Source organism: Micromonospora sp. NPDC050980 (genome assembly GCF_040653835.1).
Lineage (GTDB): Bacteria > Actinomycetota > Actinomycetes > Mycobacteriales > Micromonosporaceae > Micromonospora.
Genome location: NZ_JBFAGS010000003.1, coordinates 341686 through 363841 on the forward strand (window position 1 = coordinate 341686; position 22156 = coordinate 363841).

Here is a 22156-nt window from a genome sequence, read left to right on the forward strand (position 1 = left end):
GGGAGCCGGCCGGGCCACCGGCCAGCTACCAAAGTCGACGCCGGCGGTGAACCGAGGTCGGTGCCGGCGGCGACCGCCGGCCGCAGCGGATCACCGGGTGGCCCCGGCAGGCTTTCCGGCATGATCGAAGTCGACCACCTGACCAAGCGGTACGGCCCGCACACCGCCGTCGAGGACGTCACCTTTCGCTGCGAACCGGGCACGGTGACCGGATTCCTCGGCCCGAACGGCGCCGGCAAGTCCACCACGATGCGCATGATCTGCGGGATGACGCCGCCCAGCTCGGGCGGGGCCACGGTGGCCGGCCGGCCCTACCGGCAGCTGCCCAACCCGGGGCGGGAGATCGGCGTCCTGCTCGACGCCTCCGCCCAGCACGCCGGGCGCACCGGTCGGGAGACGCTCACCCTGGCCGCCCGCGTGATGGGCGTGGACCGGGGGCAGGTGGCCGCGAAGCTGGACCTGGTCGGGCTGAACGACACCGCCGCCCGGCGGCGGGTCGGCGCGTACTCCCTGGGCATGCGGCAGCGGCTCGGCCTGGCGCTGGCGCTGCTGGGCGACCCACGGGTGTTGATCCTGGACGAGCCGGCCAACGGCCTCGACCCGGAGGGCATCTACTGGATGCGCGGCCTGCTGCGCGACTTCGCCGACCGGGGCGGCACCGTGCTGCTCTCCTCGCACCTGCTGCGCGAGGTGGAGGCGGTGGCCGACCGGCTGGTGGTGATCGGTGGCGGCCGGGTCGTCGCCCAGGGCGCCAAGGACGAGCTGCTGGCCGGCGCCGGCACCCTGGTCCGGGCCCGGGACCAGCACGCGCTGCGGCTCACCCTGGACCGCGCCGCGCTCCCGGCCACCGCCGGCACCGACGGCGGCTTCGTCGTCCGGGCCGAGCCGGAGGCCGTCGGCCAGGCCGCGGCCGACGCCGGGCTGGTCCTCACCGAACTGCGTCCGGCCGGCACCGGCGGGCTGGAGCAGCTCTTCCTCACCCTCACCGCCGGCGCGTCGACCAAGGAGGCCGTCCGATGACCACCGCCACCGCTGACGTTCCCACCGCACCGGCGCGGCACGAGCCGACCGCCGCCGGGCCCTCGCTGGGCCGGCTGACCCGGGTGGAGCTGCGCAAGCTCGCCGACACCCGGGCCGGGCGCTGGCTGCTGATCAGCATCGGGTCGATCGCGGTCGCCATCGTGGTGGTGCAGCTCTTCGTCACCGACGGACCGGAGCAGACGTTCACCGCGTTCTTCACGCCGTCGCTGCTGCCGGTCGGGCTGCTGCTGCCGGTGCTCGGCATCCTCTCCATCACCGGCGAGTGGTCCCAGCGCACCGCGTTGACCACGTTCGCGCTGGTGCCCCGCCGGGAGCGGGTGATCGTCGCCAAGCTCGCCGCGGTGGTGCTGGCCGCGCTCGCCTCGGTGCTGGTCAGCCTCGCCGTCGCCGCCGCCGGCACGCTCGCCGCCCGGGCCACCGGCGGGGCGGGCGCCTGGACGTTCGACTGGCAACTGCTGCCGTACGCGGCGGTGTTCCAGGTGGCGAACGTGCTGATGGGGGCCGGATTCGGGCTGCTGCTGCTGAACACGCCGCTGGCGATCGTCACCTACCTGCTGCTGCCGACCGTGTGGAGCGTGCTGGCCGCGATGATCGAAGGACTGCGCGGGCCGGCCGGCTGGCTGGACACCTCGCGCACCATGGAGCCGCTGCTGAGCCCGGACGTGACTGTCGGGCAGTGGGAACGGCTCGGCGTCTCGCTGGCCCTCTGGATGCTGCTGCCGCTGGTCGCCGGCTTGATCCGCACGATGCGGCGGGAGGTGTCCTGACCGTGCCGCCCCGGGAGCCCGGCGACGCCGTGGTCGACGGCGGGGTCGGCGAGCTGGTGCTGATGTGGGCCGGATTCCCGCTGTTCGGGGCCGGCGTCGGCGTGGGGCTGACCGCCCTGTCCAGCTGGCTCGCCGGACTGGCCTGGTTCCCGTTCCAGGGCGTGTTCGAGCTGCTCGACAGGTGGCCGGACCAGCGGTCGTACCCGCTCGGTGCGGCGGTCGTGGCGCTGGCCGGGGTGGTCCTGGCGGTCGTGGGCACCCGGGAGCGGTTGACCGTCACGGTCGGGCGCCGGTCGGTGCGGCTGCACCGGGACGGGCACGGCCGGGACGTGGCGCGGGCCGACGTGGCCGGCGTGTTCGTCGACGGCAAGGCGCTGGTGCTGCTGGACACCGCCGGCGGCGAGCTGGCCCGGGAGCGGTCCGACCTGGACGCCGGGCGGCTGCGGACGGCGTTCACCGGGCAGGGCTGGCTGTGGCTCGACCAGGATCCGCACCGGGACGCGTACCGGCGGTGGGTGCCCGGGCTGCCGGGACTGCCGACCGGCGCGGACGCGCTGCTGCGGGCCCGCGAGCGGGCGCTGAAGGACAGCCGTGACGCCGAGGTCCGGGAGCTGCACGGGGAGCTGGCCCGGCTCGGCGTGGTGGTACGCGACGAGGGCAGGCGGCAGTACTACCGCCTGCTCCCCCACCCCCACTAGCCCCACGAGCCCCACGAGCCCCACCCCCGTTTCGCTGATTCACGGAAAGAGGGCTCATTCGGGCCCGCATCACCACTCTTTCCGTGAATCAGTGGCGGGGGTCGGGGCGCGGGGGGCGTCCTATACTCGGGGGCCGGGTGATGGGAGTTTCTGTGCGTGCTCGGCTCATAGCTCCGGTCCTGGTTCTGCTGCTCGCCGGCTGCGGCGGCGGGGCCGAGCCTGTCGCCCTGCCGCCACCGGCGGGCCCGACGCCGAGCACCGTGGCGGCGCCGCTGACCGTCAAGGAGGCGAAGGGGCGCTACCTGGCCGTGGTGGCGGCGTACGACATCGCCCGGGACGAGCTGGCGGAGGCCGAGCAGGCGGGCCGGCCGTGGCGGTCGGTGCGGGAGCGGGCCGCGGCGATCGTCGCCGCCAACGAGACCTGCGCCGCTGAGCTGCGGGCCGTCCGCTGGCCGGCGACCGTGCAGGCGCCGATGGCGACGCTGCTCGCCGAGCACGAGGTGGCACTGCGGCACTGGAGGCTGGCGACCGGGGCCCGCAGCGCCACCGAGCTGCGCCGCGAGATCCGGGCCGCCCGCGCCCACGACGGCGTCCGGCAGGCGGCCAAGGTACGCGCCGCGCTGGGCCTGCCGCCGCTTCGCGCCGCCTGACCCGATCCGATCTTCGCGCCGGGGAGGTCGAGCAGATCGCTGACGAGACCGAGAGGAGGGCCGCTCCTACCAACTCGGGCTGTGGCAGTGTCGTCAGGTTCTGGGCTCGCTTCTCTTCGATGCGGCGAACCGGCCCAGCAATGCCGTCCAAGGCCTGCGCAGACGATGCTTCCCCCTTCCTACCTCCGCCTCGCGCTGGGGCTTGGGCACCGATCGGACCGCAGGCGCATGTGCGCCAGCCAGAGGCCGTTGCGGATCGGCGCTGTGGATCGGCAGGAGGATGTGGTACTCGTCGGTGCCGGACTTGAGAGCGGTGAGCGCGCTCTTGGCCCGCTGTTCCTGGTCGTGGAGTTGGTGGAGCCGGGCTACCCACTCGCCGGCGCGGTCCTCCGGAAGGCCGCATGCCAGCAGGTAGGCGAGCACATGACGCGGACGCAGCGGAGCTCGGCCATTGAGCATCTCGTGCAGCTGGGAACGAGTGAGGCCCCCGGAAACGTCGGTGCCGGGCAATGTCATGAGCCGTGAGCGTGCAGCGATGCGACGCAGACTCAGGCCCGTCTCACCACGGATGTGCCCCAGGGCAACGAGGTATTCCGCCAAGTCCATCACCGGGCTCGGTCCGACTTCGACGAAGCGGACATCGAGCATCGGGAGCGACGTACGGCGGATCGCGGCGGATCGTGGCCGCCCTGCGTCCCCAGATGCCGCGTCGACCCTGGCCGCACGCCGCGCGACCTGCTTCTCGTGCTGGAGTCGACGGTGGACTGTGCGCCAACGCCGCATCCAGAGTACGACGTCCTCGTCCCGCGCGCCGCAGGCACGGACGTACGCTTCGACGCACCGCCAGCTCGGGAAACGGGTGCCGCTGGCAGCGACCGACAAGGTGGAGACTGAGTAGAAGGAACGGCTCGCCATGGTTCGGTAGGTCGGTGTGCCGGCCTCCTGGCGCAGACGACGCAGATGGGCCGCGAATTGCACCGCAGGCCCTCCGGACGGGTCCAGCGGCTTTTCCGGCCGGCCGGTCACTCGGCGGACCTCGTCGTGTCGTCGACCTTCTGTTCCGCCTCGCGACGCCTCGTGGCATCCCCGAGATACCGCCGAACAGCCTCTGCGGCAAGCGTGCAGGCTCCCGTACCGGCGAGCGCGGCGAGAGTGGCGTTACCCAGCCTCCAGGAGACGACGCTGAACAGCATCAACATGAGTACGGTCGCGGAGACGGCGATGGTGGCGGTCAGGGTCGGGACGTCACCGGAAGAGGATGACGTCCTCGACCCCCGTGGACGCTGCGCGCTCACGAGGATCCTCTCTACTGTGAGTAGAGACCCGCAGCCCCCGCTGCGGGTCGCCTACCCGGACGTGGGTCGTGAAGAGGCGGACAGTCCGGGCAGTTCGCCAGGTGGGCGCCTGACGGATCCTCGCTGACCGCTCCCGGAATCCTCTCAGACGACCGGCCGGCGAGACGTGATTACATCGCTATGCATGAATTCATTGCCGCGAAATGTCGTCAGTTTCGCACTCTCCGTGCCCGAACAACCCGGTGAGTTGTTTACTCCTACCGCAGCGAGAGTTGCCGGACGGTTGGCGAACAACGTTCTATAGTGCAAGTGCAGCGGAGGCCCGAGCGAGGCTCGGGCATCGCCTCCGCCGCTCACCGGAAGACGCTCTCTCAGGACGTGGGTCGTCGCCGGACCTGGGGGCCGTCCGTGGGCGCGGATCGGCCCCCTCTTCATTGACCAGGGGAAACGTGACGGCGGTCACCATGTGACCAGCCAGTAATAATAGGTCCACCGAACGGCCCCACCCTCTCGGCCGAGGCGACATCGCACGATCAGCTCATAGAAGCCGCTCACAGTATGAGTGTCCGGGTATGTCGCTGATGAACCAACCGTGCGACCCGCCGTAACAGCTTGCGCTGTCAACGGATTCACCCACCACCTTCGAGTGTGACCGGCACCACGTGAGCCATGCGAAGCATCAAGTGAGCGCATTTTTGCTCGAAAGCAACACCAATCGAACTCGAACATGCGTACTGCGGCGGCGTCCGGCGCAGGCCGAACCCGCACCCGCCCACGTTGGTCACGCGGCGATCACCACCACGGCCGCGACGGCGAAGGCGGCGGAGAGCGCCGATCCCGCCCACCGCCTCCACGACGGCCCCCCGGCGACGACCGGCAGGTCGCGCCAGTGGCGGGCGGCCAGTGCCGCGGCGGCCCCGGTCAGCGCGGCCCCGAGCGGCCAGATCCAGCCCGGCACCAGCGACCAGTCGCCGAGCCGATGACCGAGGCCGAGGCTGAGCACCGCCCAGACGGCGGCGGACAGCACGGTGAGCCGGTCCGGGCCGCCCCGGGCGGTGCTCCACAGCGACAGGCCACCGAGGAACGTGAACGCCAACGCCAGGGCGGCGCCGATCCAGCTGGGCAGGCCGATGGACTCGTTCGCCGCGTCGCCGCCCACGCCGAGCAGCCGCAGACCCAGCGCGTCGACGTCGTGGGCGCTGTTGCTGAGCACCACGATTCCCCGGCCGGTGGCGCGTTCGTAGCCGACGTACGCCCGGAAGCCGCCGGTGCCACCGTTGTGCCAGACGATCTCCCGGTCGCCGTATCGGCTGGTGAACCAGCCGTAGCCGATCCGGCGGCCGTCCTCGTCGTCGAAGCGGGGGGTGGCCGCGTCGGCGCCGGGCGCGGTGCCGGCGAGCATGGCGGCGGTGAGCCGGGCCAGGTCCTCGGCGGTGGACCAGACGCCGAATCCGGCGCGCCGGCCCCGCCGACCCCCGCGGTCGGCGCCGACACCCGGCTGGTGCGCGGTGCATCCGGTGCGGGTCCTCGACGCGAAGCCACTCGTGAGGGCGAGTTTCGGCATCAGAGCGAACCGTTAGGGCATGTTCTGCGTACAGACCGGTGGGTCGTGACGCGCAACTCGGAGGCACAGTGTCATTGGTTCGGACTGATCCATTCGCGGGGACTATCCTTCAGATGGGTGTGCTGGCGGGTCTCGCCGGCACGGTCGGCCTGGGCCCGGCGGGCTGGTTGGCCGGCCTGGGATACGGGGTGGTGACGCTCGCCGTGCTCGGTCACGGGCTGCGTCGTTCCGGCGCGGACCGGCTCGGGCCGGCCGACTGGGTGACGCTGGGCCGGGCCACGCTGGCCGGCGGCGTGACCGCGCTGGTGGCGGACTCGTTCAGCCGACCGGTCGTGGTTCCGGTGCTGGTCGCGCTCACCGCCGTTGCCCTCTCCCTCGACTGGGTGGACGGGCAGGTGGCCCGGCGTACCGGCACGGTCAGCGCGCTCGGGGCCCGGTTCGACATGGAGGTCGACTCCTTCCTCGTCCTGGTGCTCTGCGTGTACGTGACCGGCCAGGTGGGTCCCTGGGTGCTGATGATCGGCGCGATGCGGTACGCCTTCGTCGCGGCCGGTTGGATGCTGCCCTGGCTGAACGGCTCGTTGCCGCCGCGCTACTGGCGAAAGACGGTCGCCGCGATCCAGGGCATCGCGCTGGCCGTGGTGGCGGCGGACGCGCTGCCCGGCGCGCTCGCCACGGCGGTGCTGGTGGGCGCGCTCGCGCTGCTGGTCGAGTCGTTCGGTCGTGACGTGCGCTGGCGGTGGCGGCACCGCGCCCGCGCGGTCCGGCCGGCGGCCCGCCACCCGGAGGCGGTCCACCCGGAGGTCGCCCGTCCAGAGGTCGCCCGTCCCACCGTCGCCCGTCCCACCGTCGCCCGTCCCACCGTCGCCCGTCCGTCGTTCCCGCGGCCGGGGACGGTCCGCGCCGCCACACCGGCAACCCGCCACAGTGGCTGGGAGCCCGGCGCTGCGGTGCTGGTGGCCCGCGCCGAGGTCGGCGGTCCGCGCCCGTGACCAGCGACGACGACCTGGCCCCGCCCCCGGCTTCCGCACCGGCCGACCCGACCGCGACCGACGCCAAGGCCGCCGACCCGGCCACCGCCGACCCGGCCACCGCGCCCCCGGCGGCCACGAACGCGGCCACCGTCGACGGGCGTCGCCGTCGGGGCCGCTGGGTGGCCGGCACCGTGCTGGCCGCCGCGCTCGTGCTGGCCGCCCTGGTCGCGCCGGCCGACGTCGACGACCTCACCCCCGCCGCGTTCCTCCGGATCCCGGTGGAAGGGCTGGTCGCGGTCGTCCTGCTGCTGGTGCTGCCGCCGAGGCCGCGCCGGATCGTGGCCACCGGGCTCGGCGCGCTGCTCGGCGTGGTCTTCGTCCTCACCCTCGCCGACCTCGGTTTCTCGGCCGTCCTGGACCGGCGCTTCGACCTGATCGCCGACTGGGCCTTCCTCGGTGCCGGCGCGGAGTTCCTGTCCGAGTCGTACGGCCGGGCCGCCCAGGTGGGCGCGGTGGCGGTGGCCGTGGTCGCGGTGGTCGCCGTACCGGTGCTGATGACGCTGTCGGCGCGGCGGCTGGCCCGGCTGCTGGGCGAGCACCGGCTGGTCAGCGCCCGCGCCACCGCGGCGTTCGCCGCCGCCTGGGTCGTCTGCGCCGTGCTCGGCGCGCAGCTCGTGCCCGGGCTGCCGGTCGCCGCCGGCACCGTCGCGACGGGTGTCTACGACCGGACCCGGCAGGTGAACGCGGGGTTGCACGACCAGGAGCGGCTCAACGACCAGCTCGCCGGTGACAGGTTCCAGGACACCCCCGGCGATCGGTTGCTGACCGGCCTGCGCGGCAAGGACGTCCTGGTCACGTTCGTGGAGAGCTACGGCCGGGTGGCGGTGGAGGATCCGGAGCTGGCCCCGGCGGTGGACGCCGCGCTGGACGAGGGGACGCGGCAGTTGACCGCGGCCGGCTACGGCAGCCGCAGCGCGTTCCTCACCTCGTCCACCACCGGCGGGGGGAGTTGGCTGGCGCACGCCACGCTGATGACCGGCATCCGCGCCGACAACCAACTGCGCTACACGAACCTGGTGCACAGCGACCGGCTGACCCTCAACGGCGCGTTCAAGCGGGCCGGGTGGCGGACCTCGCTGGTCATGCCGGCCCTCACCCGGGCCTGGCCGGAGGCCGACTTCTTCGCCGCCGACCGGGTGTACGGCGCGAAGGACCTCGGCTACCGGGGGCCGCTGTTCAGTTTCTCCTCGCCACCGGACCAGTTCACCCTGGAGGCGTTCCAGCGCCAGGAGCGCACGCCCGGGCACGCCCCGGTGATGGCCGAGATCCCGCTGCTCTCCAGCCACATCCCGTGGACGCCGGTGCCCGAGCTGGTCGACTGGAACGACCTCGGCGACGGGTCGGTCTTCGCGGGCACCAACCGCGCGAACCGCGCGGACGAGGGCACCCGGACGGCCTACCGGCAGTCGATCGTCTACTCGCTGCGTACGTTGATCTCCTACGTCCAGCGGTACGGCGACGAGAACCTCGTGCTGGTCTTCCTCGGCGACCACCAGCCGGCGCGGGCGGTGACCGGGGAGGGGGCCGGCAAGGACGTGCCGATCACCATCGTGGCCAAGGATCCGGCCGTGCTCGACCGGATCTCCGGTTGGGGCTGGCAGGACGGCCTCAACCCCGGCCCGGACGCCCCCGTCTGGCCGATGGAGTCGTTCCGCGACCGGTTCCTGCGGGCCTTCGGTCCGCAGTCCAGCACTCACAGTTAGGAACGTCGTGACGATGCTCGCGCGGGCCTGGGGGCTCACCCGGTCCCTGGCCATCTACCACGGCCAGCCGGCCAAGCACCGACGCGCCCGGGAGTTGTACGGCCAGTTCCTCTCCCCCGGCGACCTCGGCTTCGACATCGGCGCCCACGTCGGGGGCCGGGTGCGCACCTGGCGGCGGTTGGGCGCCCGGGTGGTCGCGGTCGAGCCGCAGCCGGACTGCCTGCGGGTGCTGCGCCTGGCCTTCGGGCGCGACGACGAGGTGGCGATCGAACCGACAGCGGTCGGCGCCCGGGCCGGCCGGGCGCGGCTGGAACTGTCGTCGGCGACGCCGACGGTGTCCACCATGTCGTCGACCTGGATCGACTCGGTCACAGCCGACCCGAGCTTCGCCGGGGTGCGGTGGGACCGGTCGGTCGAGGTGCCGGTGGTGACGCTCGACGACCTCGTCGCCCGGCACGGCGTACCGGCGTTCTGCAAGGTCGACGTGGAGGGCTTCGAGGTGGACGTGCTGGCCGGGCTGAGCCGGCCGGTGCGCGGGCTCTCCTTCGAATATCTCCCACCGGCGCACGACGCGGCGCTCGCCGCGCTCGACCTGGTGGACCGGTTGGGCGCGGGGGCGGGCGGCTACCGCTACAACTACTCGCCGGTGGAGACGATGCGCCTCGCCTCGCCCGAGTGGCTCGACGCGGCGGGCCTGGTGCGGCTGCTGGAGACGTACCGCCCGGCCGGCCGTTCCGGTGACGTCTACGCCCGGCTGGTGTCCGCCTGACCTAGGCTGGCGACCATGACCCGCTACGCCGCCCTGCTGCGGGGCGTCAACGTCGGCAACGCCCAGTTGGCGATGGCCGACCTGCGCCGAGTCGTCACCGACCTGGGCCACACCGACGTCAAGACCTACCTGCAGAGCGGCAACGTGGTCTTCACCAGCCCACCCACCCGCGGCGAGGTGCTGGCCGAGGGCATCGCGGCCCGGCTCGCCGACGAGTTGGGCCTGCGGGTGCCGGTCCTGGTCCGCGACGGCGGCGAGCTGGCCGCCGTGGCCGGGTCCAGCCCGTACGCCGGACGCCAGGACGACCCGACCCGGGTGCTCGTGGTGTTCCTGTCCGCCGCGCCCGACCCGGCCCGGGTCGGCGAGCTGGCCGTGCCGGCCGGCGAGGAGATGGAGTACGCGGTGGTCGGCCGCGAGGTGCACCTGCACTTCCCGGCCGGCCGTTACGGGCGGACCAAGTTCACCGCCGCGTACCTGGAGAGGAAGTTGGGTGTGGTGGCGACGGCCCGCAACTGGAAGTCGGTGTTGGCCCTGCGCGACCTGACCGCCGGCTGACCGGTCGACGGAAAGTTGACGTCGTGATCTCCCGGCGTTCACCCGATCGCGACTAACATCGCTGTTCATGAATATTAGGAGCGTCACCCGCTCGCGACCCGGGCGGCTGATCGCGGCGGTCGCGCTGACCGTCACCATCACCACCCCGCTGGTGGTGACAAACGCGGCGTCGGCGGCGACCACCCTGACCGTCGCGCAGGCGCTGGCCGCCCAGGACGGCCGCGCCGCCACCGTCACCGGCTGGGTCATCGGCCAGCCCACCGCCACCAACACGGTGATCACGTCCGGCTACACCGCGGACACCGCCATCGCGATCGCCGACCAGGCCGGTGAGACCAGCACCGGCCGGATGCTGTACGTGCAGGTCACGGCCGCCTGGCGGAGCACCTTCGGGTTGCTCGCCAACCCGTCCCTGCGCGGGCGGCAGGTCACCGCCACCGGCACCCTGACCGCCTACTTCAGCCACGGCGGCCTGAAGAACCCGACCGCGATGAGCCTCGGCGGCGGCACCACGCCGACCCCCACGCCGAGCGGCACCGGCACGCCCACCGGCTACTACGCCGCCGCCACCGGCAAGACCGGGCCGGCGCTGCGCACCGCCCTGCACGCCATCATCAAGGTGCAGACCCGACTCACCTACGACCAGGTGTGGGAGGCGCTCAGGGACACCGACCAGGACCCGGCGAACCCGGCAAACGTCGTGCTGCTCTACAGCGGACGTTCGCAGAGCAAGACCGCCAGCGGCGGCGGCCCCGACGACTGGAACCGGGAACACGTCTGGGCCAAGTCGCACGGCGACTTCGGCACCGCCACCGGTCCCGGCACCGACGTGCACCACCTGCGACCGGAGGACGTGTCGGTCAACTCGGCCCGCGGCAACAAGGACTTCGACACCGGCGGCAGCGCGGTCGCCCAGGCGCCCGGCTGCTACACCGACGCCGACTCGTTCGAGCCGCGCGACGCGGTGAAGGGCGACGTCGCGCGGATGATCCTCTACATGGCGATCCGGTACGAGGGCGACGACGGCTGGCCGGACCTGGAGCCGAACGACTCGGTGGCCAACGGCGCCGCGCCCCGGCTCGGGCGGCTGACGAAGCTGCTCGCCTGGCACGAGCAGGACCCGCCGGACGCCTTCGAGCAGCGCCGCAACCAGCGCATCTACGAGCGCTGGCAGGGCAACCGCAACCCGTTCGTCGACCACCCGGAGTGGGCGCGGGCGATCTGGGGCTGACGTTGTCCCGGATCACCCCGCGACGGCGTGAGGACCGGCGCCGAGCGGGTAGGAACAGCGGGTGGCAGCACGGCCCGGGAGCCCCCAGGGTGGAAGCGCTTCCGGGCACCCCCGAACGATCGGAGATGAGACACGACATGGCCGCCAACCCCGTTCCGGACATCTCGCTCAACGACGGCAACTCCATCCCGCAGCTCGGCTTCGGGGTGTTCCAGATCGAGCCCAAGGACACCGTGCGGGCGGTCGGCACGGCGCTGGAGGTCGGCTACCGGCACATCGACACCGCCCAGATGTACGGCAACGAGGCCGAGGTGGGCCAGGCCGTCCGCGCCTCCGGGCTGGACCGGGGCGACGTCTTCGTGACCAGCAAGCTGAACAACGGCTTCCACCGCCCGGACGACGCCCGCAAGGCGTTCGAGCAGTCGTTGCGGGAGTTGAAGTTCGACTACCTCGACCTGTTCCTGATCCACTGGCCGCTGCCCACGCGCTACGACGGCGACTTCGTCTCCACCTGGAAGGTGCTGGAGGAATTCCGCCGCGACGGCAGGGTGCGGTCGATCGGGGTGTCCAACTTCCAGGTGGCGCACCTGGAGCGGCTGGCCGCCGAGGCGGAGGTGGTGCCGGCGGTCAACCAGGTCGAGGCGCACCCCTACTTCGGCAACGAGGAGGTGCGGTCGTACGACCGGTCGCACAACATCCTCACCGAGGCGTGGGCCCCGATCGCGCAGGGCAAGGTGCTGGACGACCCGACCGTGGTCGACCTCGCCGAGCAGGTCGGCCGGACCCCGGCCCAGGTGGTGCTGCGCTGGCACGTGCAGCGCGGCGACATCGTCTTCCCGAAGTCGGTCACGCCGAAGCGGATCGAGGAGAACTTCGGCATCTTCGACTTCACGCTCGACGACGCCGCGATGGAGCGGCTCACCTCGCTGGACCGCGGCGAGGACGGCCGGCAGGGCCCGAACCCGGACACGTTCGACTACGTGCCGAGCTGACCTCCTCCGGAGGAGGGGCCACGGCGGCCCCTCCTCCGCGCCCACGGTGGGCCGGCCCCCGTCAGATCCGGCCCCACCGAGTCCTGGTTCTGCACCACCAGCCAGCGTCCGTGCTGGTGGGTGAAGCTCACCCCGATCAGCAGCGGCACCCGGACGTTCCCGGCCGGCTCGGCGTAGACCGAGTCGAAGAGCACGAAACCGGTCCGGCAGCCGCTGACCGTGCGCTTCGCGACCGTGAAGGACTGCGTCCAGGACGGGTCCGCGAAGAAACCGGCCAGCCAGTCCACGGTCTCCCGCCTGCCGTCGAGCACCTGCCCGTCGGAGGCGAAGACCACCGTGACGTCGGGGTGCAGCAGGGCGGCGAAGCCGGGCAGGTCGTGGCGGGCGGTCGTGTCGACGTACGCCTGGACGGCCCGGTCGAACGCGGCGCGGCACCCGGTCGGTGGCGCTCCGGACGCGGCGCCGGTGGACGGCAGGGCCAGGGCGCCGGCGGCCATCCCGGTCAGGGCCAGCGTGCGGGCGGTGGTTCGGACGGCTCCCATGTGGCCTCCTCGCTCGGCGGGTGCACCGCAAGTGCACCCCGGCACGCCCATCGAGTGGTACTGATTCGAACCTGCTCGAACGGCGGCCCCCGCGCCGCCTCCCGCGCCCCGGTACGCTGCGGTCGTGATGGTCGCGCGGTTGGACGGCCTCAGCCTGTCCCGGCTCCGGCTGGCCGCGTCGCCGGTCGCCGAGGCGACGCACTGGATGCGGGTCACCCTGACCCGCTCCGGGCACCCGGTGCACGGCGATCCCGGCCCGGTCGCCCGCGCCGCGCTGCGCCACCCGGACGTGGCGCTGGCCGCGCACCTGCTCACCCCGGCGGGTCGGCCGGGCTACATGCCGGACCTGCTGACCCCGAAGCCGCCGCCGGGGCCACCCGAGACCGTTTTGGAGAGACAGTTGGCGGCGGTCGCGGCCACCCCGGCGGAGCTGGTGGCGACCCAGGTCGCGGCCCGCTACGGCGGCCGTCCGGCGCCCCCAATGGTGCGCGCGGCGCTGGCCGAGGGGACGCTTGCCGCGCGGGTGGCGGTGGGCCTGCGCCGGTTCTGGCAGGAGGCCCTGGCCGACCGGTGGCCGCAGGTGCGCACGCTGTTGGAGGCCGAGCTGGCCGGGCGGGCCGCCCGGATGGCCACCGGCGGCGTGGGGAGCCTGCTGGACGGCCGGGACGCTGTCGGTCGAGAGCCGGTTCCACACCGAGGCGACGCTGCGCGACACCGAGGTGGTGGTGACCCCGTCGGTGCTGGCCTGGCCCCAGGTCACGGTGCAGTTCTGCGACGCCCGGGAAGCCGTGCTCGGCTATCCGGCACCCGGCCCGCCGGTGCCCGGCCCGGGTCGTCGGCTGCTCGGTGACCTGGTCGGGACGAGCCGGGCCGACATCCTCGCCGACCTGGACGTGCCGCGCTCGACCGGCGAGCTGAGCCGGCGGCACCACCTGGCGCCGGCCACCGTCTCCTACCACCTGGGCGTGCTGCTCCGTTCCGGTCTGGTGCGCCGCCGGCGGGACCGGCACCGGGTGCTCTACCAGCGTTCGGCCTCCGGTGACGGGCTGCTGGACCGGCCGGCGATCGGGGTTTGACTTCGGGTGCGCTCGAAGGGGCAGGGTGGCGGGAACGCTCCGACGGGGAGGACTTCCATGCGTTACCGCACCATCGGCACCGACCCGGCCACCCGCCGCGAGGTCAGCGTGCTCAGCCTCGGCGCGATGCTCTTCGGCACCGCCACCGACGAGGCCACCTCGTACGCCATCCTGGACCGCTACGTGGCGGCCGGCGGCACGTTCGTCGACACGTCGGACAACTACGCCTTCTGGCACAACGGCGGCCAGGGCGGGGAGAGCGAGGAACTGCTCGGCCGCTGGCGGCGCAGCCGCGGGATCGGTGCCGAGATCGTGTTCGCCACCAAGCTCGGCGCCCGCCCGCTGGCACCCGGCACGAGTTATCTGGACAACCCGGAGGGCCTGTCCGCGAAGGTGATCCGCGAGTCCGCCGAGCGCAGCCGGGACCGGCTCGGCGTCGACCGGATCGACCTGCTCTACGCCCACATCGAGGACCGGACCGTCGCGCTGCGGGAGACTGTCGAGGGCTTCGCGGAGCTGGTCGCCGAGGGCACGGTCGGGCTGCTCGGCGCGAGCAACCACCGCGCCTGGCGGGTGGAGCGGGCCCGGGCGATCGCGGCGGCGGCCGGCCTGCCCGGATACGAGGTGCTGCAACACCACCGCAGCTACCTGCCCCCGCGGGTGGACCGGCCGGGCGACCTGGACCCGGACGGCGACGTCGGCTGGGTCGGCCCCGACCTGGCCAGCTATCTGCGGGCCGAGCCGCAGCTCACCCTGGTCGCCTACTCGCCGCTGCTCAAGGGCGCGTACGCGAAGCCGGAGCGGCTCGACGACGCGTACGCCCTGCCCGGCACCCCGGCCCGGTTGGCCGCGCTGCGGGCGGTGGCCGACGAGACCGGCGCCACGGTGAACCAGGTGGTGCTGGCCTGGCTGATGGGCGGCGACGTGCCGGCGATCCCGCTGGTGGGCTTCTCGTCGGTGGCGCAACTGGACGAGGCGCTGGCGGCGGTGGAGCTGGAGCTGACCGCCGAGCAGCGGGCCCGGCTGGACGCCGCGCACTGACCTGCCAGCAGCGCCAGGTCGTCGGTGCTCCACCGGACGATGCGCACCTCGGTCATGCCGCCGATCGGACCAGGAACCCCTGACAGAAGGCCCGCCAGAAGAGATCTGGCGGGCCTTCTGGCGCCTGCGGGGTGAGGCCGGCAGCGAGGGAGGGTGGCATGACGCCGTTACGGCTCGCCGTGATCATCGGCAGCACCCGGGAGGGGCGGGTCGGCGACCGGATCGGGCGCTGGTTCGTCTCTCAGGCCCGCGGCCGGGCCGGGCTGGTCGTGGACGAACTAGACCTGGCCGGGTACGCCTTCCCGGCCGCGCTGCCCGCCGAGCCCACGCCGGCGATGCGGGAGTTCGTCCGGCAGGTGGCGGAGGCGGAGGCGTTCGTCGTGGTCACCCCGGAGTACAACCACAGCTTCCCGGCCTCGTTGAAACAGGCGATCGACTTCGCGTACGACGAGTGGCAGGCCAAGCCGGTCGGCTTCGTCTCGTACGGCTGCCGGTCGGTCGGCCTGCACGCGGTCGACCAGCTCCGGACGGTCTTCACCGCGCTGCACGCGATGACCGTGCGGGACACTGTCGGCGTCGACCTGCTCGACGGCGAGCCCACCGGGCACGGCGAGGAACGGCTCCGGCAGGACGTCCGGGTGCTCCTCGACGAGTTGTGCTGGTGGGGCCTGGCGTTGCGCGAGGGTCGCGCGGCACGCCCGTACGCCTGCTGAGAACCACCCACGTCAGAGAGGGACTGATCATGAGTAACCGGAACACCGGTCTGGCCGTCGAGGCCGACGGCCTGGTCCGGTCGTTCGGCTCGACCCGGGCGCTCGACGGCCTGGACCTGCGGGTCCCCGCCGGCACCGTGTACGGGCTGCTCGGGCCCAACGGCGCCGGCAAGACCACCGCCGTGCGCGTGCTGGCGACGCTGCTGCGTCCCGACGCGGGCACGGCCCGGGTCTTCGGCCACGACGTCGTCACCGAGGCCGACGCGGTCCGCGCCCGGATGAGCCTGACCGGTCAGTACGCCTCGCTGGACGAGGACCTGACCGGGGCGGAGAACCTGGTTCTGCTGGGCCGGCTGCTCGGGTTGGGCCGCCCGGCGGCGCGGGAGCGGGCCGAGGCGCTGCTGGCCGCGTTCGGGCTGACCGAGGCGGCCGGCCGGCAGGTGAAGAAGTACTCCGGCGGAATGCGGCGGCGCATCGACATCGCGGCGAGCATCCTGAACACGCCGGACCTGCTGTTCCTGGACGAGCCCACCACCGGGCTTGACCCGCGCAGCCGCAACCAGGTGTGGGAGATCGTCCGGGCGGTGGTGGCGCACGGCACCACCGTGCTGCTGACCACGCAGTACCTGGACGAGGCCGACCAGTTGGCCGGGCGGATCGCGGTGGTCGACCACGGCCGGGTGATCGCGGAGGGCACCCCGGGCGAGTTGAAGTCGTCGGTCGGCTCGGGCACCGTCCACGTGCGACTGCGTGACGCCGGGCAGCGGTCCCGGGCCGAGCAGGTGCTGCGGACCGCGCTGAACGTGCCGGTGCAGCTCGCGGCGGACCCGGTGGCGCTCACCGCCCGGGTCGGCGAGGACGGCACCGACCTGGAGGCCGGCGAGCAGGCGGCACGTGCGCTCGGCGAGCTGGCCCGGGCCGGCATCGTGGTGGACGACTTCTCCCTCGGCCAACCCAGCCTGGACGAGGTGTTCCTGGCCCTGACCGACCACCCGGCCGTCGCGACCGACGAGCGGGACGACGAGCTGGAGGCGGCCCGATGAGCGACACCGCGACCACCACGACCGGGCGGGCGCCGTCGGTCTATGTGCCGTCGACCGAGGCGCTGGCCACCGTGCTCGCGCCCGGGGAACGGCCGGTCCGGCCGAGCGCGCTGTCCGCGTCGCTGACGTTCGGCTGGCGTGCCATTCTCAAGATCAAGCACGTGCCGGAGCAGCTGTTCGACGTCACCGCGTTCCCGATCATCATGGTGCTGATGTTCACGTACCTGTTCGGCGGCGCGCTCGCCGACAGCCCTCGTGCGTACCTCCAGTTCTTCCTGCCCGGCATCATGGTCACCAGCGTCGTGATGATCACCATGTACACCGGGGTCGGGTTGAACAACGACATCGAGAAGGGTGTCTTCGACCGGATCCGTACCCTGCCGGTGTGGCGGCCGGCGGCGCTGGTCGGCATGATCTTCGGCGACGTGCTGCGCTACATCCTGGCCGCGGTGGTCATCCTGGCCGTGGGGCTGGTGCTCGGTTTCCGGCCCGACGGCGGGCTGGTCGGGGTGCTCGCCGGGATCGGCCTGCTGGTGGTCTTCTCGTTCGCGTTCTCCTGGGTGTGGACGTTCTTCGGCCTGGTGCTGCGCAGCGAGAAGTCGGTGATGGGCGTCAGCATGATGGTGCTGTTCCCGCTGACGTTCCTGAGCAACGTGTTCGTCGAGCCGGCCACCATGCCCGGCTGGTTGCAGGCGTTCGTCAAGGTCAACCCGGTCACCCACCTGGTCGCCTCGGTACGCGCCGCGATGGCCGGTTCCACGGACGCCACGAACACGATGTGGCTGCTGCTGTGGAGCGTCGGGTTCGTGGTGGTGTTCGGCACGCTGACCATGCGGCGCTACAACCACCGCTGATCCTTCGATCCACACCAGCTCGCCGAGGTGGTGGGGTCCACCGTGCGTGGATCCCGCCACCTCGGCGTAACGGTGCCGATCAGAGGCGCCAGGGCACCGGCTCGGCCGGCAGGTAGCGGCAGGTGCCGCCCGTGGTGACCGATTCGCGCAGGTGCGCGGCGAGTGATGGGTGCCGCTGCTCGATCCGCCGGAGCGTGTCCCGGATCCGGCCGGTCACCGCCTTGCGCGCCCGTTCGGCCTGGTCGCCGAGCCGGCGGCTGCGCCCGGCCAGCCCGGCGGCGGCCCGCAACTGGTCGAGCAGGGCCGCGCGTTCGGCGTCCAGGGCGGCCAGCCGCCGCTCGTCGTCGCGCGACGCGGCCCGGTCGATCTCGCCGTCGAGCCGCCGCAGGTGCTGCCGGTAGCGGGCCTTCGCCTCGTCGTCGAGCACCGGGTCGGCCCCGAGCCGGCGGGCGGCGACCAACTCCGCGCCGGCCGCCGGATCCAGCAACTCGACCGCGGGCACGTCGACCCCCGGTCGGCTCAGCAGCAACCGCAGGTCGTGCAGGCCCTTCGCGTCGGGCAGGTGCACCACCGTGCCCGCCCAGGCGAGCCGCCACACCGACCCGTCGAAGCAGAACTCGGGCCGGCCCGAGCGACCGGCCGTGTCGACGGCCAAGCTGGACCAACCGCTGACACCGGGACCGCCCTCCATGCCGACCCGAACGCCCGAAGAGACCGCCCCGACCGGCGATGCCGCCGACACGGGTCGGGCGGTCGCCACCGCGCCGGGGGCATCCTCGCCGCAGACAGCGCCCGTGCGGGCGGAAGCGCCCGCCGCCGGGGCGGAACCACCCGATGCCCCGGCGGAAGCAGCCGGAGTGCCGGCCGGCGGCCTGGCCGCGCCCAGCCGCTCGACCACGTGCGCCATGCCCAGCTCACGCGCCTCGGCCTCCGTCTCGGCCCGCAGCCGGGCCGCCTCGGCGGCGTCGCCCGGACCGCCGCGCCCGAGCAGCGCGGTCACCAGCCCGGCCCGGCCGAGCACCGACCAGGGCCGGGCGTCGAGCCGGTCGGCGGCGTCCCGGGCCGCCGCGTAGCCGGCGACCGCGTCGTCCCACCTCCGCTCCGCGGCGTCCACCCCGGCCAGCCAGAGGTCGACCGGGCCGCCGATGTCGCAGCCGAACAGCGCGACCATCCACCGCCCGCGGTGCGGGGTCAGGGCCGCCCGCGCCTCGGCGCAGCGGCGGGGGTCACCGTTCACGGCCGCCGCCTGGGCCCGCGACCGCAGCCACAGCGCCGACACCGGTCGGGGGTACGCGGTGCCGGCGGCCTCGATCCCGTCGGTGAGCCGTAGCAGGGTCGCCGTGTCGCCGCGCTCGGCGGCGGTGATCGCGCGCAACAGCTCCCCCTGCGGGTGGTTGGCCGCGCCAGGCCGGTCGAGCAGCGCTTCGGCCTCGGCGAGCCGACCGCGCAGGAGTAGCAGGGACCAGCGCAGGTGGTGCGCCATGAAGGCGTGGTCCGAGTGCTCCCACTCGCCGAAGCGCGCCATCTCGGCGTAGCACGCCTCGGCGGCGGCGAAGTCACCCCGGAAGGCGGCGATGATGCCGCTGTCGACGGCCGCCGCCATCCGCTGCCGGGCCACGTCGCCCGTCCGGCAGCCGTCGACGAACGCCGCCAGCTCGTGCCGGTAGCCCGGGTCGCCCAGCTCCAGCAGCGCCACCCAACGCAGCGAGGTGGCCCACAGCTCGGTGTCACGGTCGCCGCCGCGGCGGGCCACCTCCCGGATCTCCGCGGTGACCACGGCCCGCTCCTGCGCGGTGCCGAGCCCCCAGGTGGTGTCGTGGCGGGCCCACAGGCTGAAGGTCAGCGCCTCGTCGTCGCGGCCGTGCCGGGCCAGCGTCTCGGTGGCGGTGATCAGGTCGGTGACCAGGGCACGCGTCGACCGCTCCGGGTCGGGCGGGCCGATCAAGCGCGCGTACGCCTCCCGGACCAGCGCGTCGGCGTCGAGGCGGCGGCGGGTCACCGAGTGCTGGCTGCGGGCGGTGAGCGCCACCCGGGCCAGCACGGCCGGCTCGGCCAGCCCACGGGCGAGCGCGGCGGCGTCGACCAGCAACTGTTCGGCCTCGCCCGGGGTGCCGGCGTGGTGCAGCAGCCCGGCCAGCTCCAGCAGCACCCGGACCCGCCGGGCCGGCTCGTCGGTCAGGTGCAACGCGCGCCGGAAGTGCCGCACGGACTCCTCCACCGCCAGCCGCCCGCCGGCGTCCCGCGCGGCGGCCACCAGCAGGTCACCGGCGCGTACCGGATCGAGGTCGGCACCGGCGAGCCAGGCGTGGCGGGCCAGGTCGGCCGCGATGAGCCGGCCGGCGAGCACGTCGGACCGGTCGACGGCCCGGACCACCGCGGCGTGCCGTGCGCGGCGATCGCTCTCCGGCAGCCCGTCGTAGAGCGTCTCGCGGACCAGGTCGTGCACGAAGGCGAACCGGCCGCCGCCCCGGGCCAGCACCAGCCGGGCGGCGGCGGCCCGGTCGAGCAGCAGGTCGACCTGCGCGGCCGGGCCGGGTACGCAGGCGGCGAGCGTCTGCCGGTGGAACTCGCGGCCGAGCACGGCGGCCACGGTCAACGCCTCGACCACCGGGGCGGGCAGTTGGTCGAGCCGGCGGCGCACCGCCTCCCGGACGCCGGGGGCGATGGTGTCGGCGAGGCCGTCGGTGTGCCAGAGCCGGGCGGTCTGCTCGACGAAGAACGGATTGCCGCCGGTGCGGCGGTGCACCTCGTCGACGAGGCCCGCGCCGGGCTCCCGGCCTGCGGTCCGACTCATCAGGGCGGCCACCTCGTCGCGGCCGAGACCGGTCAGCGTCACCGTGGTGGACTTGGCGGTCAACGGCAGCAGCAGCGGTCGCAGGCGGTGGTCGCCGGCCTCGACCTCGGCGTCCCGGTAGGTGCCGATCAGCAGCAGCCGCTCGAACCAGGTGTGCTGGGTGGCGAACTGGAGCAGCCGCAGCGACGCCGGATCGGCCCAGTGCAGGTCGTCGAGGACCACCACGACCGGCCGGTGTTGGGCGACCGCGACCAGCGCGCTGGTCGCGGCGTCGTGCCGGGCGAACTCGGCCCGCCCGCCGTCATCACCCGGCTCACCCGGCCCGCCGTCTTCCTCCGGCCCGACCTCGCCCGGGCCGCCGGTGGCGGTCGGGGTGCCGGTGGCGCGGTCGCCGAACAGGGCCGCCAGCCCGACCGCGGCGGCCTCCCGGGCGGCGGGCGGATCGTCGGTGAAGCGGGCCAGCCGGCGCAGCACCTGCACCCACGGCCAGTAGTCGGGGGCGGTGTCGGAGTCCCAGCAGGCGGCGCCGAGCACCAGCGCCCCGCGCCGACGGGCCTCGTCGGCGGCGGCCGAGACGAGGGTGGTCTTGCCGATGCCCGGCTCGCCGGTGACCAGGACCAGGCCACCGTGGCTGTCGACCACGCGGGTCACCTCGGCGCGCAGCAACGCGGCCGGGTGCTCCCGCCCGATGATCTCCTCGCCGAACCGCGGCCCCATGACCTCCCGACGCTAGTCGACACCTCCGACAGCCTGGAACGCCATATTCGCGGTGAGGCTCAGCGGCTGCCGCCACCGCTGGGTCGAGCGGGTGTCCGTCGTCGTTCATCGTCGGCCCGTTCCTGTGCCTGAGTCACGCGCCCGAAGGCGGTCAGGCGGGAAAACGCTCGTGCCCGAGCACGGCGAGCAGCCGTAGCTTCTCCGCGCCCTCGCTGCGCGGCGGCGCGGTGAGCACCAGCAGTGCCTGCGACTGGTCCTCGGTGAACAGCACCTGGCAGTCCAGCTCGATCGGGCCCAGTTCCGGGTGGATGAGCGTCTTGTGGTCGGCGAAGCGCTGCGCCACCTCGTGCCGGTCCCACAGCTCGGCGAACTCGGCGCTGGCCGCGCGCAGCGCCCGCACCAGCTCGCCGGCGCGCGACCGGGGGCCCATCGACCCGTACGCGGCGCGCAGGTTCGCGACCTGGGCGCGGCTCTGCCGGTCGTGGTCCGCGGCCGGGTAGCGCCACCGGTCCCCCGGCTCGGTGAACCACCGGTAGATCTCGCTGCGGGCCAGCCCGGTGTAGCCCGAACGGTCGCCGAGCAGCGCGGCGGACATCCGGTTCTGCACCAGCGTCTCCCCGAGGTTCGACAGGATCAGCGCCGGCGTGTCCGTCAGCCGGTCCAGCACCCGCAGCAGCGCCGGCGCGACGTGGGTGGCGGCGGCGACCGCCTCGGGCGGGCTGTGCCCGGCCACCCGGAACAGGTAGTCACGCTCGTCGGTGGTCAACCGCAGCGCCCGGGCCAGCCCGGCGAGCAGGTTCGGGCTGGGTTGCGGGCCGCGCCGCTGCTCCAGCCGGGTGTAGTAGTCGGTGGACATCGCGGCGAGCGCGGCGACCTCCTCCCGGCGCAGGCCGGGCGCCCGTCGCCGGGCACCGGGCGGCAACCCCACGTCGGCGGGGCGCAGCGCCGCACGGCGGCGGCGGAGGAAGTCGGCCAGGGCAGCACGGTCCATGATCCGAGTATCCGCCGCGCGGCGGCGGGAACCAGGGATCGGCGGTCCCCCGATCACGGATCTCTGCACCCGGCCGGGCCGCCGGG

General features: G+C 73.7%; 21 protein-coding genes and 1 pseudogene. 16 read left to right on the forward strand and 6 right to left on the reverse strand.

Going from position 1 to position 22156, the window contains the following annotated elements:
* Positions 1–120 precede the first annotated feature (120 nt).
* The 4 genes from AB0H28_RS08065 to AB0H28_RS08080 all read left to right on the forward strand — a co-directional run bounded on the left by AB0H28_RS08065 (position 121) and on the right by AB0H28_RS08080 (position 3156).
* Positions 121–1020: an ATP-binding cassette domain-containing protein gene (locus tag AB0H28_RS08065; protein WP_358035818.1), complete on the forward strand. Its 900-nt coding sequence runs from the start codon at positions 121–123 to the stop codon at positions 1018–1020.
* Entirely contained in the window at positions 1017–1808 is a 792-nt protein-coding gene (locus tag AB0H28_RS08070; protein WP_358035820.1) for an ABC transporter permease, read from the forward strand. The genes AB0H28_RS08065 and AB0H28_RS08070 overlap by 4 nt, the downstream gene beginning before the upstream one ends.
* Before the next feature lie 2 nt (positions 1809–1810).
* Positions 1811–2506 carry a hypothetical protein gene (locus tag AB0H28_RS08075; protein WP_358035822.1) on the forward strand — a complete coding sequence of 232 codons (696 nt, stop codon included), beginning with the start codon at positions 1811–1813 and terminating at the stop codon, positions 2504–2506.
* A 140-nt stretch (positions 2507–2646) separates the two neighbouring features.
* On the forward strand, positions 2647–3156 hold the full coding sequence (locus tag AB0H28_RS08080; protein ID WP_358035824.1) for a hypothetical protein: 510 nt from the start codon (positions 2647–2649) through the stop codon (positions 3154–3156).
* A 93-nt stretch (positions 3157–3249) separates the two neighbouring features.
* On the opposite strand, the gene AB0H28_RS08085 is transcribed toward AB0H28_RS08080, so the two are convergent.
* The 3 genes from AB0H28_RS08085 to AB0H28_RS08095 all read right to left on the reverse strand — a co-directional run bounded on the left by AB0H28_RS08085 (position 3250) and on the right by AB0H28_RS08095 (position 6015).
* Positions 3250–4182: a helix-turn-helix domain-containing protein gene (locus tag AB0H28_RS08085; protein ID WP_358035826.1), complete on the reverse strand. Its 933-nt coding sequence runs from the start codon at positions 4180–4182 to the stop codon at positions 3250–3252.
* Entirely contained in the window at positions 4179–4451 is a 273-nt protein-coding gene (locus tag AB0H28_RS08090; protein WP_358035828.1) for a hypothetical protein, read from the reverse strand. The genes AB0H28_RS08085 and AB0H28_RS08090 overlap by 4 nt, the downstream gene beginning before the upstream one ends.
* A gap of 781 nt (positions 4452–5232) precedes the next feature.
* Positions 5233–6015, reverse strand: a complete 783-nt coding sequence (locus tag AB0H28_RS08095; protein ID WP_358035830.1) for a serine hydrolase — start codon at positions 6013–6015, stop codon at positions 5233–5235.
* A 113-nt stretch (positions 6016–6128) separates the two neighbouring features.
* Here AB0H28_RS08095 and AB0H28_RS08100 point away from each other — a divergent pair.
* The 6 genes and pseudogenes from AB0H28_RS08100 to AB0H28_RS08125 all read left to right on the forward strand — a co-directional run.
* Positions 6129–6785 (forward strand): annotated as a pseudogene (locus AB0H28_RS08100) (CDP-alcohol phosphatidyltransferase family protein); the annotation flags it as partial.
* A gap of 218 nt (positions 6786–7003) precedes the next feature.
* Positions 7004–8752, forward strand: a complete 1749-nt coding sequence (locus tag AB0H28_RS08105) for a sulfatase (protein ID WP_358035832.1) — start codon at positions 7004–7006, stop codon at positions 8750–8752.
* A 13-nt stretch (positions 8753–8765) separates the two neighbouring features.
* Positions 8766–9521: an FkbM family methyltransferase gene (locus tag AB0H28_RS08110; protein WP_358035966.1), complete on the forward strand. Its 756-nt coding sequence runs from the start codon at positions 8766–8768 to the stop codon at positions 9519–9521.
* 15 nt (positions 9522–9536) lie between these two features.
* Positions 9537–10076 carry a DUF1697 domain-containing protein gene (locus AB0H28_RS08115; protein ID WP_358035834.1) on the forward strand — a complete coding sequence of 180 codons (540 nt, stop codon included), beginning with the start codon at positions 9537–9539 and terminating at the stop codon, positions 10074–10076.
* 67 nt (positions 10077–10143) lie between these two features.
* The gene (locus AB0H28_RS08120) at positions 10144–11307 is read left to right on the forward strand and encodes an endonuclease (protein WP_358035836.1); all 1164 of its coding nucleotides are present in this window, start codon (positions 10144–10146) and stop codon (positions 11305–11307) included.
* A 137-nt stretch (positions 11308–11444) separates the two neighbouring features.
* Entirely contained in the window at positions 11445–12299 is an 855-nt protein-coding gene (locus AB0H28_RS08125; protein ID WP_358035968.1) for an aldo/keto reductase, read from the forward strand.
* On the opposite strand, the gene AB0H28_RS08130 is transcribed toward AB0H28_RS08125, so the two are convergent.
* Positions 12284–12841, reverse strand: a complete 558-nt coding sequence (locus AB0H28_RS08130) for a nuclear transport factor 2 family protein (protein WP_358035838.1) — start codon at positions 12839–12841, stop codon at positions 12284–12286. The two genes, AB0H28_RS08125 and AB0H28_RS08130, sit on opposite strands and share 16 nt — an antisense overlap.
* Before the next feature lie 124 nt (positions 12842–12965).
* On the opposite strand from AB0H28_RS08130, the gene AB0H28_RS08135 reads away from it, so the two are divergent.
* From AB0H28_RS08135 to AB0H28_RS08160, 6 genes are all read left to right on the forward strand, one after another.
* A complete protein-coding gene (locus AB0H28_RS08135; RefSeq protein WP_358035840.1) occupies positions 12966–13691 on the forward strand; it encodes a hypothetical protein in 726 nt (241 codons plus the stop codon).
* Positions 13660–13917: a helix-turn-helix domain-containing protein gene (locus AB0H28_RS08140; RefSeq protein ID WP_358035842.1), complete on the forward strand. Its 258-nt coding sequence runs from the start codon at positions 13660–13662 to the stop codon at positions 13915–13917. Before AB0H28_RS08135 ends, AB0H28_RS08140 begins: the two co-directional genes overlap by 32 nt.
* A gap of 57 nt (positions 13918–13974) precedes the next feature.
* Positions 13975–14958, forward strand: a complete 984-nt coding sequence (locus AB0H28_RS08145; protein ID WP_358035844.1) for an aldo/keto reductase — start codon at positions 13975–13977, stop codon at positions 14956–14958.
* Between the two features lie 158 nt (positions 14959–15116).
* Positions 15117–15671, forward strand: a complete 555-nt coding sequence (locus tag AB0H28_RS08150; protein ID WP_358035846.1) for an NAD(P)H-dependent oxidoreductase — start codon at positions 15117–15119, stop codon at positions 15669–15671.
* A gap of 29 nt (positions 15672–15700) precedes the next feature.
* Entirely contained in the window at positions 15701–16714 is a 1014-nt protein-coding gene (locus tag AB0H28_RS08155) for an ATP-binding cassette domain-containing protein (protein WP_358035848.1), read from the forward strand.
* Positions 16711–17568 carry an ABC transporter permease gene (locus AB0H28_RS08160; RefSeq protein ID WP_358035850.1) on the forward strand — a complete coding sequence of 286 codons (858 nt, stop codon included), beginning with the start codon at positions 16711–16713 and terminating at the stop codon, positions 17566–17568. Before AB0H28_RS08155 ends, AB0H28_RS08160 begins: the two co-directional genes overlap by 4 nt.
* 79 nt (positions 17569–17647) lie before the next feature.
* Here the strand turns inward: AB0H28_RS08160 and AB0H28_RS08165 are convergent, their stop codons facing one another.
* Both AB0H28_RS08165 and AB0H28_RS08170 read right to left on the reverse strand, forming a co-directional pair.
* Positions 17648–21079, reverse strand: a complete 3432-nt coding sequence (locus AB0H28_RS08165; protein ID WP_358035852.1) for an AAA family ATPase — start codon at positions 21077–21079, stop codon at positions 17648–17650.
* A 151-nt stretch (positions 21080–21230) separates the two neighbouring features.
* The gene (locus tag AB0H28_RS08170) at positions 21231–22070 is read right to left on the reverse strand and encodes a helix-turn-helix transcriptional regulator (RefSeq protein ID WP_358035854.1); all 840 of its coding nucleotides are present in this window, start codon (positions 22068–22070) and stop codon (positions 21231–21233) included.
* Positions 22071–22156: the final 86 nt, after the last annotated feature.

Coding starts and splice junctions, on each gene's coding strand:
- AB0H28_RS08150 (WP_358035846.1), top strand. CDS start 15,117: ATGACGCCGTTACGGCTCGCCGTGATCATCGGCAGCACCCGGGAGGGG.
- AB0H28_RS08110 (WP_358035966.1), top strand. CDS start 8,766: ATGCTCGCGCGGGCCTGGGGGCTCACCCGGTCCCTGGCCATCTACCAC.
- AB0H28_RS08095 (WP_358035830.1), bottom strand. CDS start 6,015: ATGCCGAAACTCGCCCTCACGAGTGGCTTCGCGTCGAGGACCCGCACC.
- AB0H28_RS08165 (WP_358035852.1), bottom strand. CDS start 21,079: ATGGGGCCGCGGTTCGGCGAGGAGATCATCGGGCGGGAGCACCCGGCC.
- AB0H28_RS08160 (WP_358035850.1), top strand. CDS start 16,711: ATGAGCGACACCGCGACCACCACGACCGGGCGGGCGCCGTCGGTCTAT.
- AB0H28_RS08070 (WP_358035820.1), top strand. CDS start 1,017: ATGACCACCGCCACCGCTGACGTTCCCACCGCACCGGCGCGGCACGAG.
- AB0H28_RS08155 (WP_358035848.1), top strand. CDS start 15,701: ATGAGTAACCGGAACACCGGTCTGGCCGTCGAGGCCGACGGCCTGGTC.
- AB0H28_RS08130 (WP_358035838.1), bottom strand. CDS start 12,841: ATGGGAGCCGTCCGAACCACCGCCCGCACGCTGGCCCTGACCGGGATG.
- AB0H28_RS08115 (WP_358035834.1), top strand. CDS start 9,537: ATGACCCGCTACGCCGCCCTGCTGCGGGGCGTCAACGTCGGCAACGCC.
- AB0H28_RS08065 (WP_358035818.1), top strand. CDS start 121: ATGATCGAAGTCGACCACCTGACCAAGCGGTACGGCCCGCACACCGCC.
- AB0H28_RS08170 (WP_358035854.1), bottom strand. CDS start 22,070: ATGGACCGTGCTGCCCTGGCCGACTTCCTCCGCCGCCGCCGTGCGGCG.
- AB0H28_RS08125 (WP_358035968.1), top strand. CDS start 11,445: ATGGCCGCCAACCCCGTTCCGGACATCTCGCTCAACGACGGCAACTCC.
- AB0H28_RS08145 (WP_358035844.1), top strand. CDS start 13,975: ATGCGTTACCGCACCATCGGCACCGACCCGGCCACCCGCCGCGAGGTC.
- AB0H28_RS08080 (WP_358035824.1), top strand. CDS start 2,647: ATGGGAGTTTCTGTGCGTGCTCGGCTCATAGCTCCGGTCCTGGTTCTG.
- AB0H28_RS08120 (WP_358035836.1), top strand. CDS start 10,144: ATGAATATTAGGAGCGTCACCCGCTCGCGACCCGGGCGGCTGATCGCG.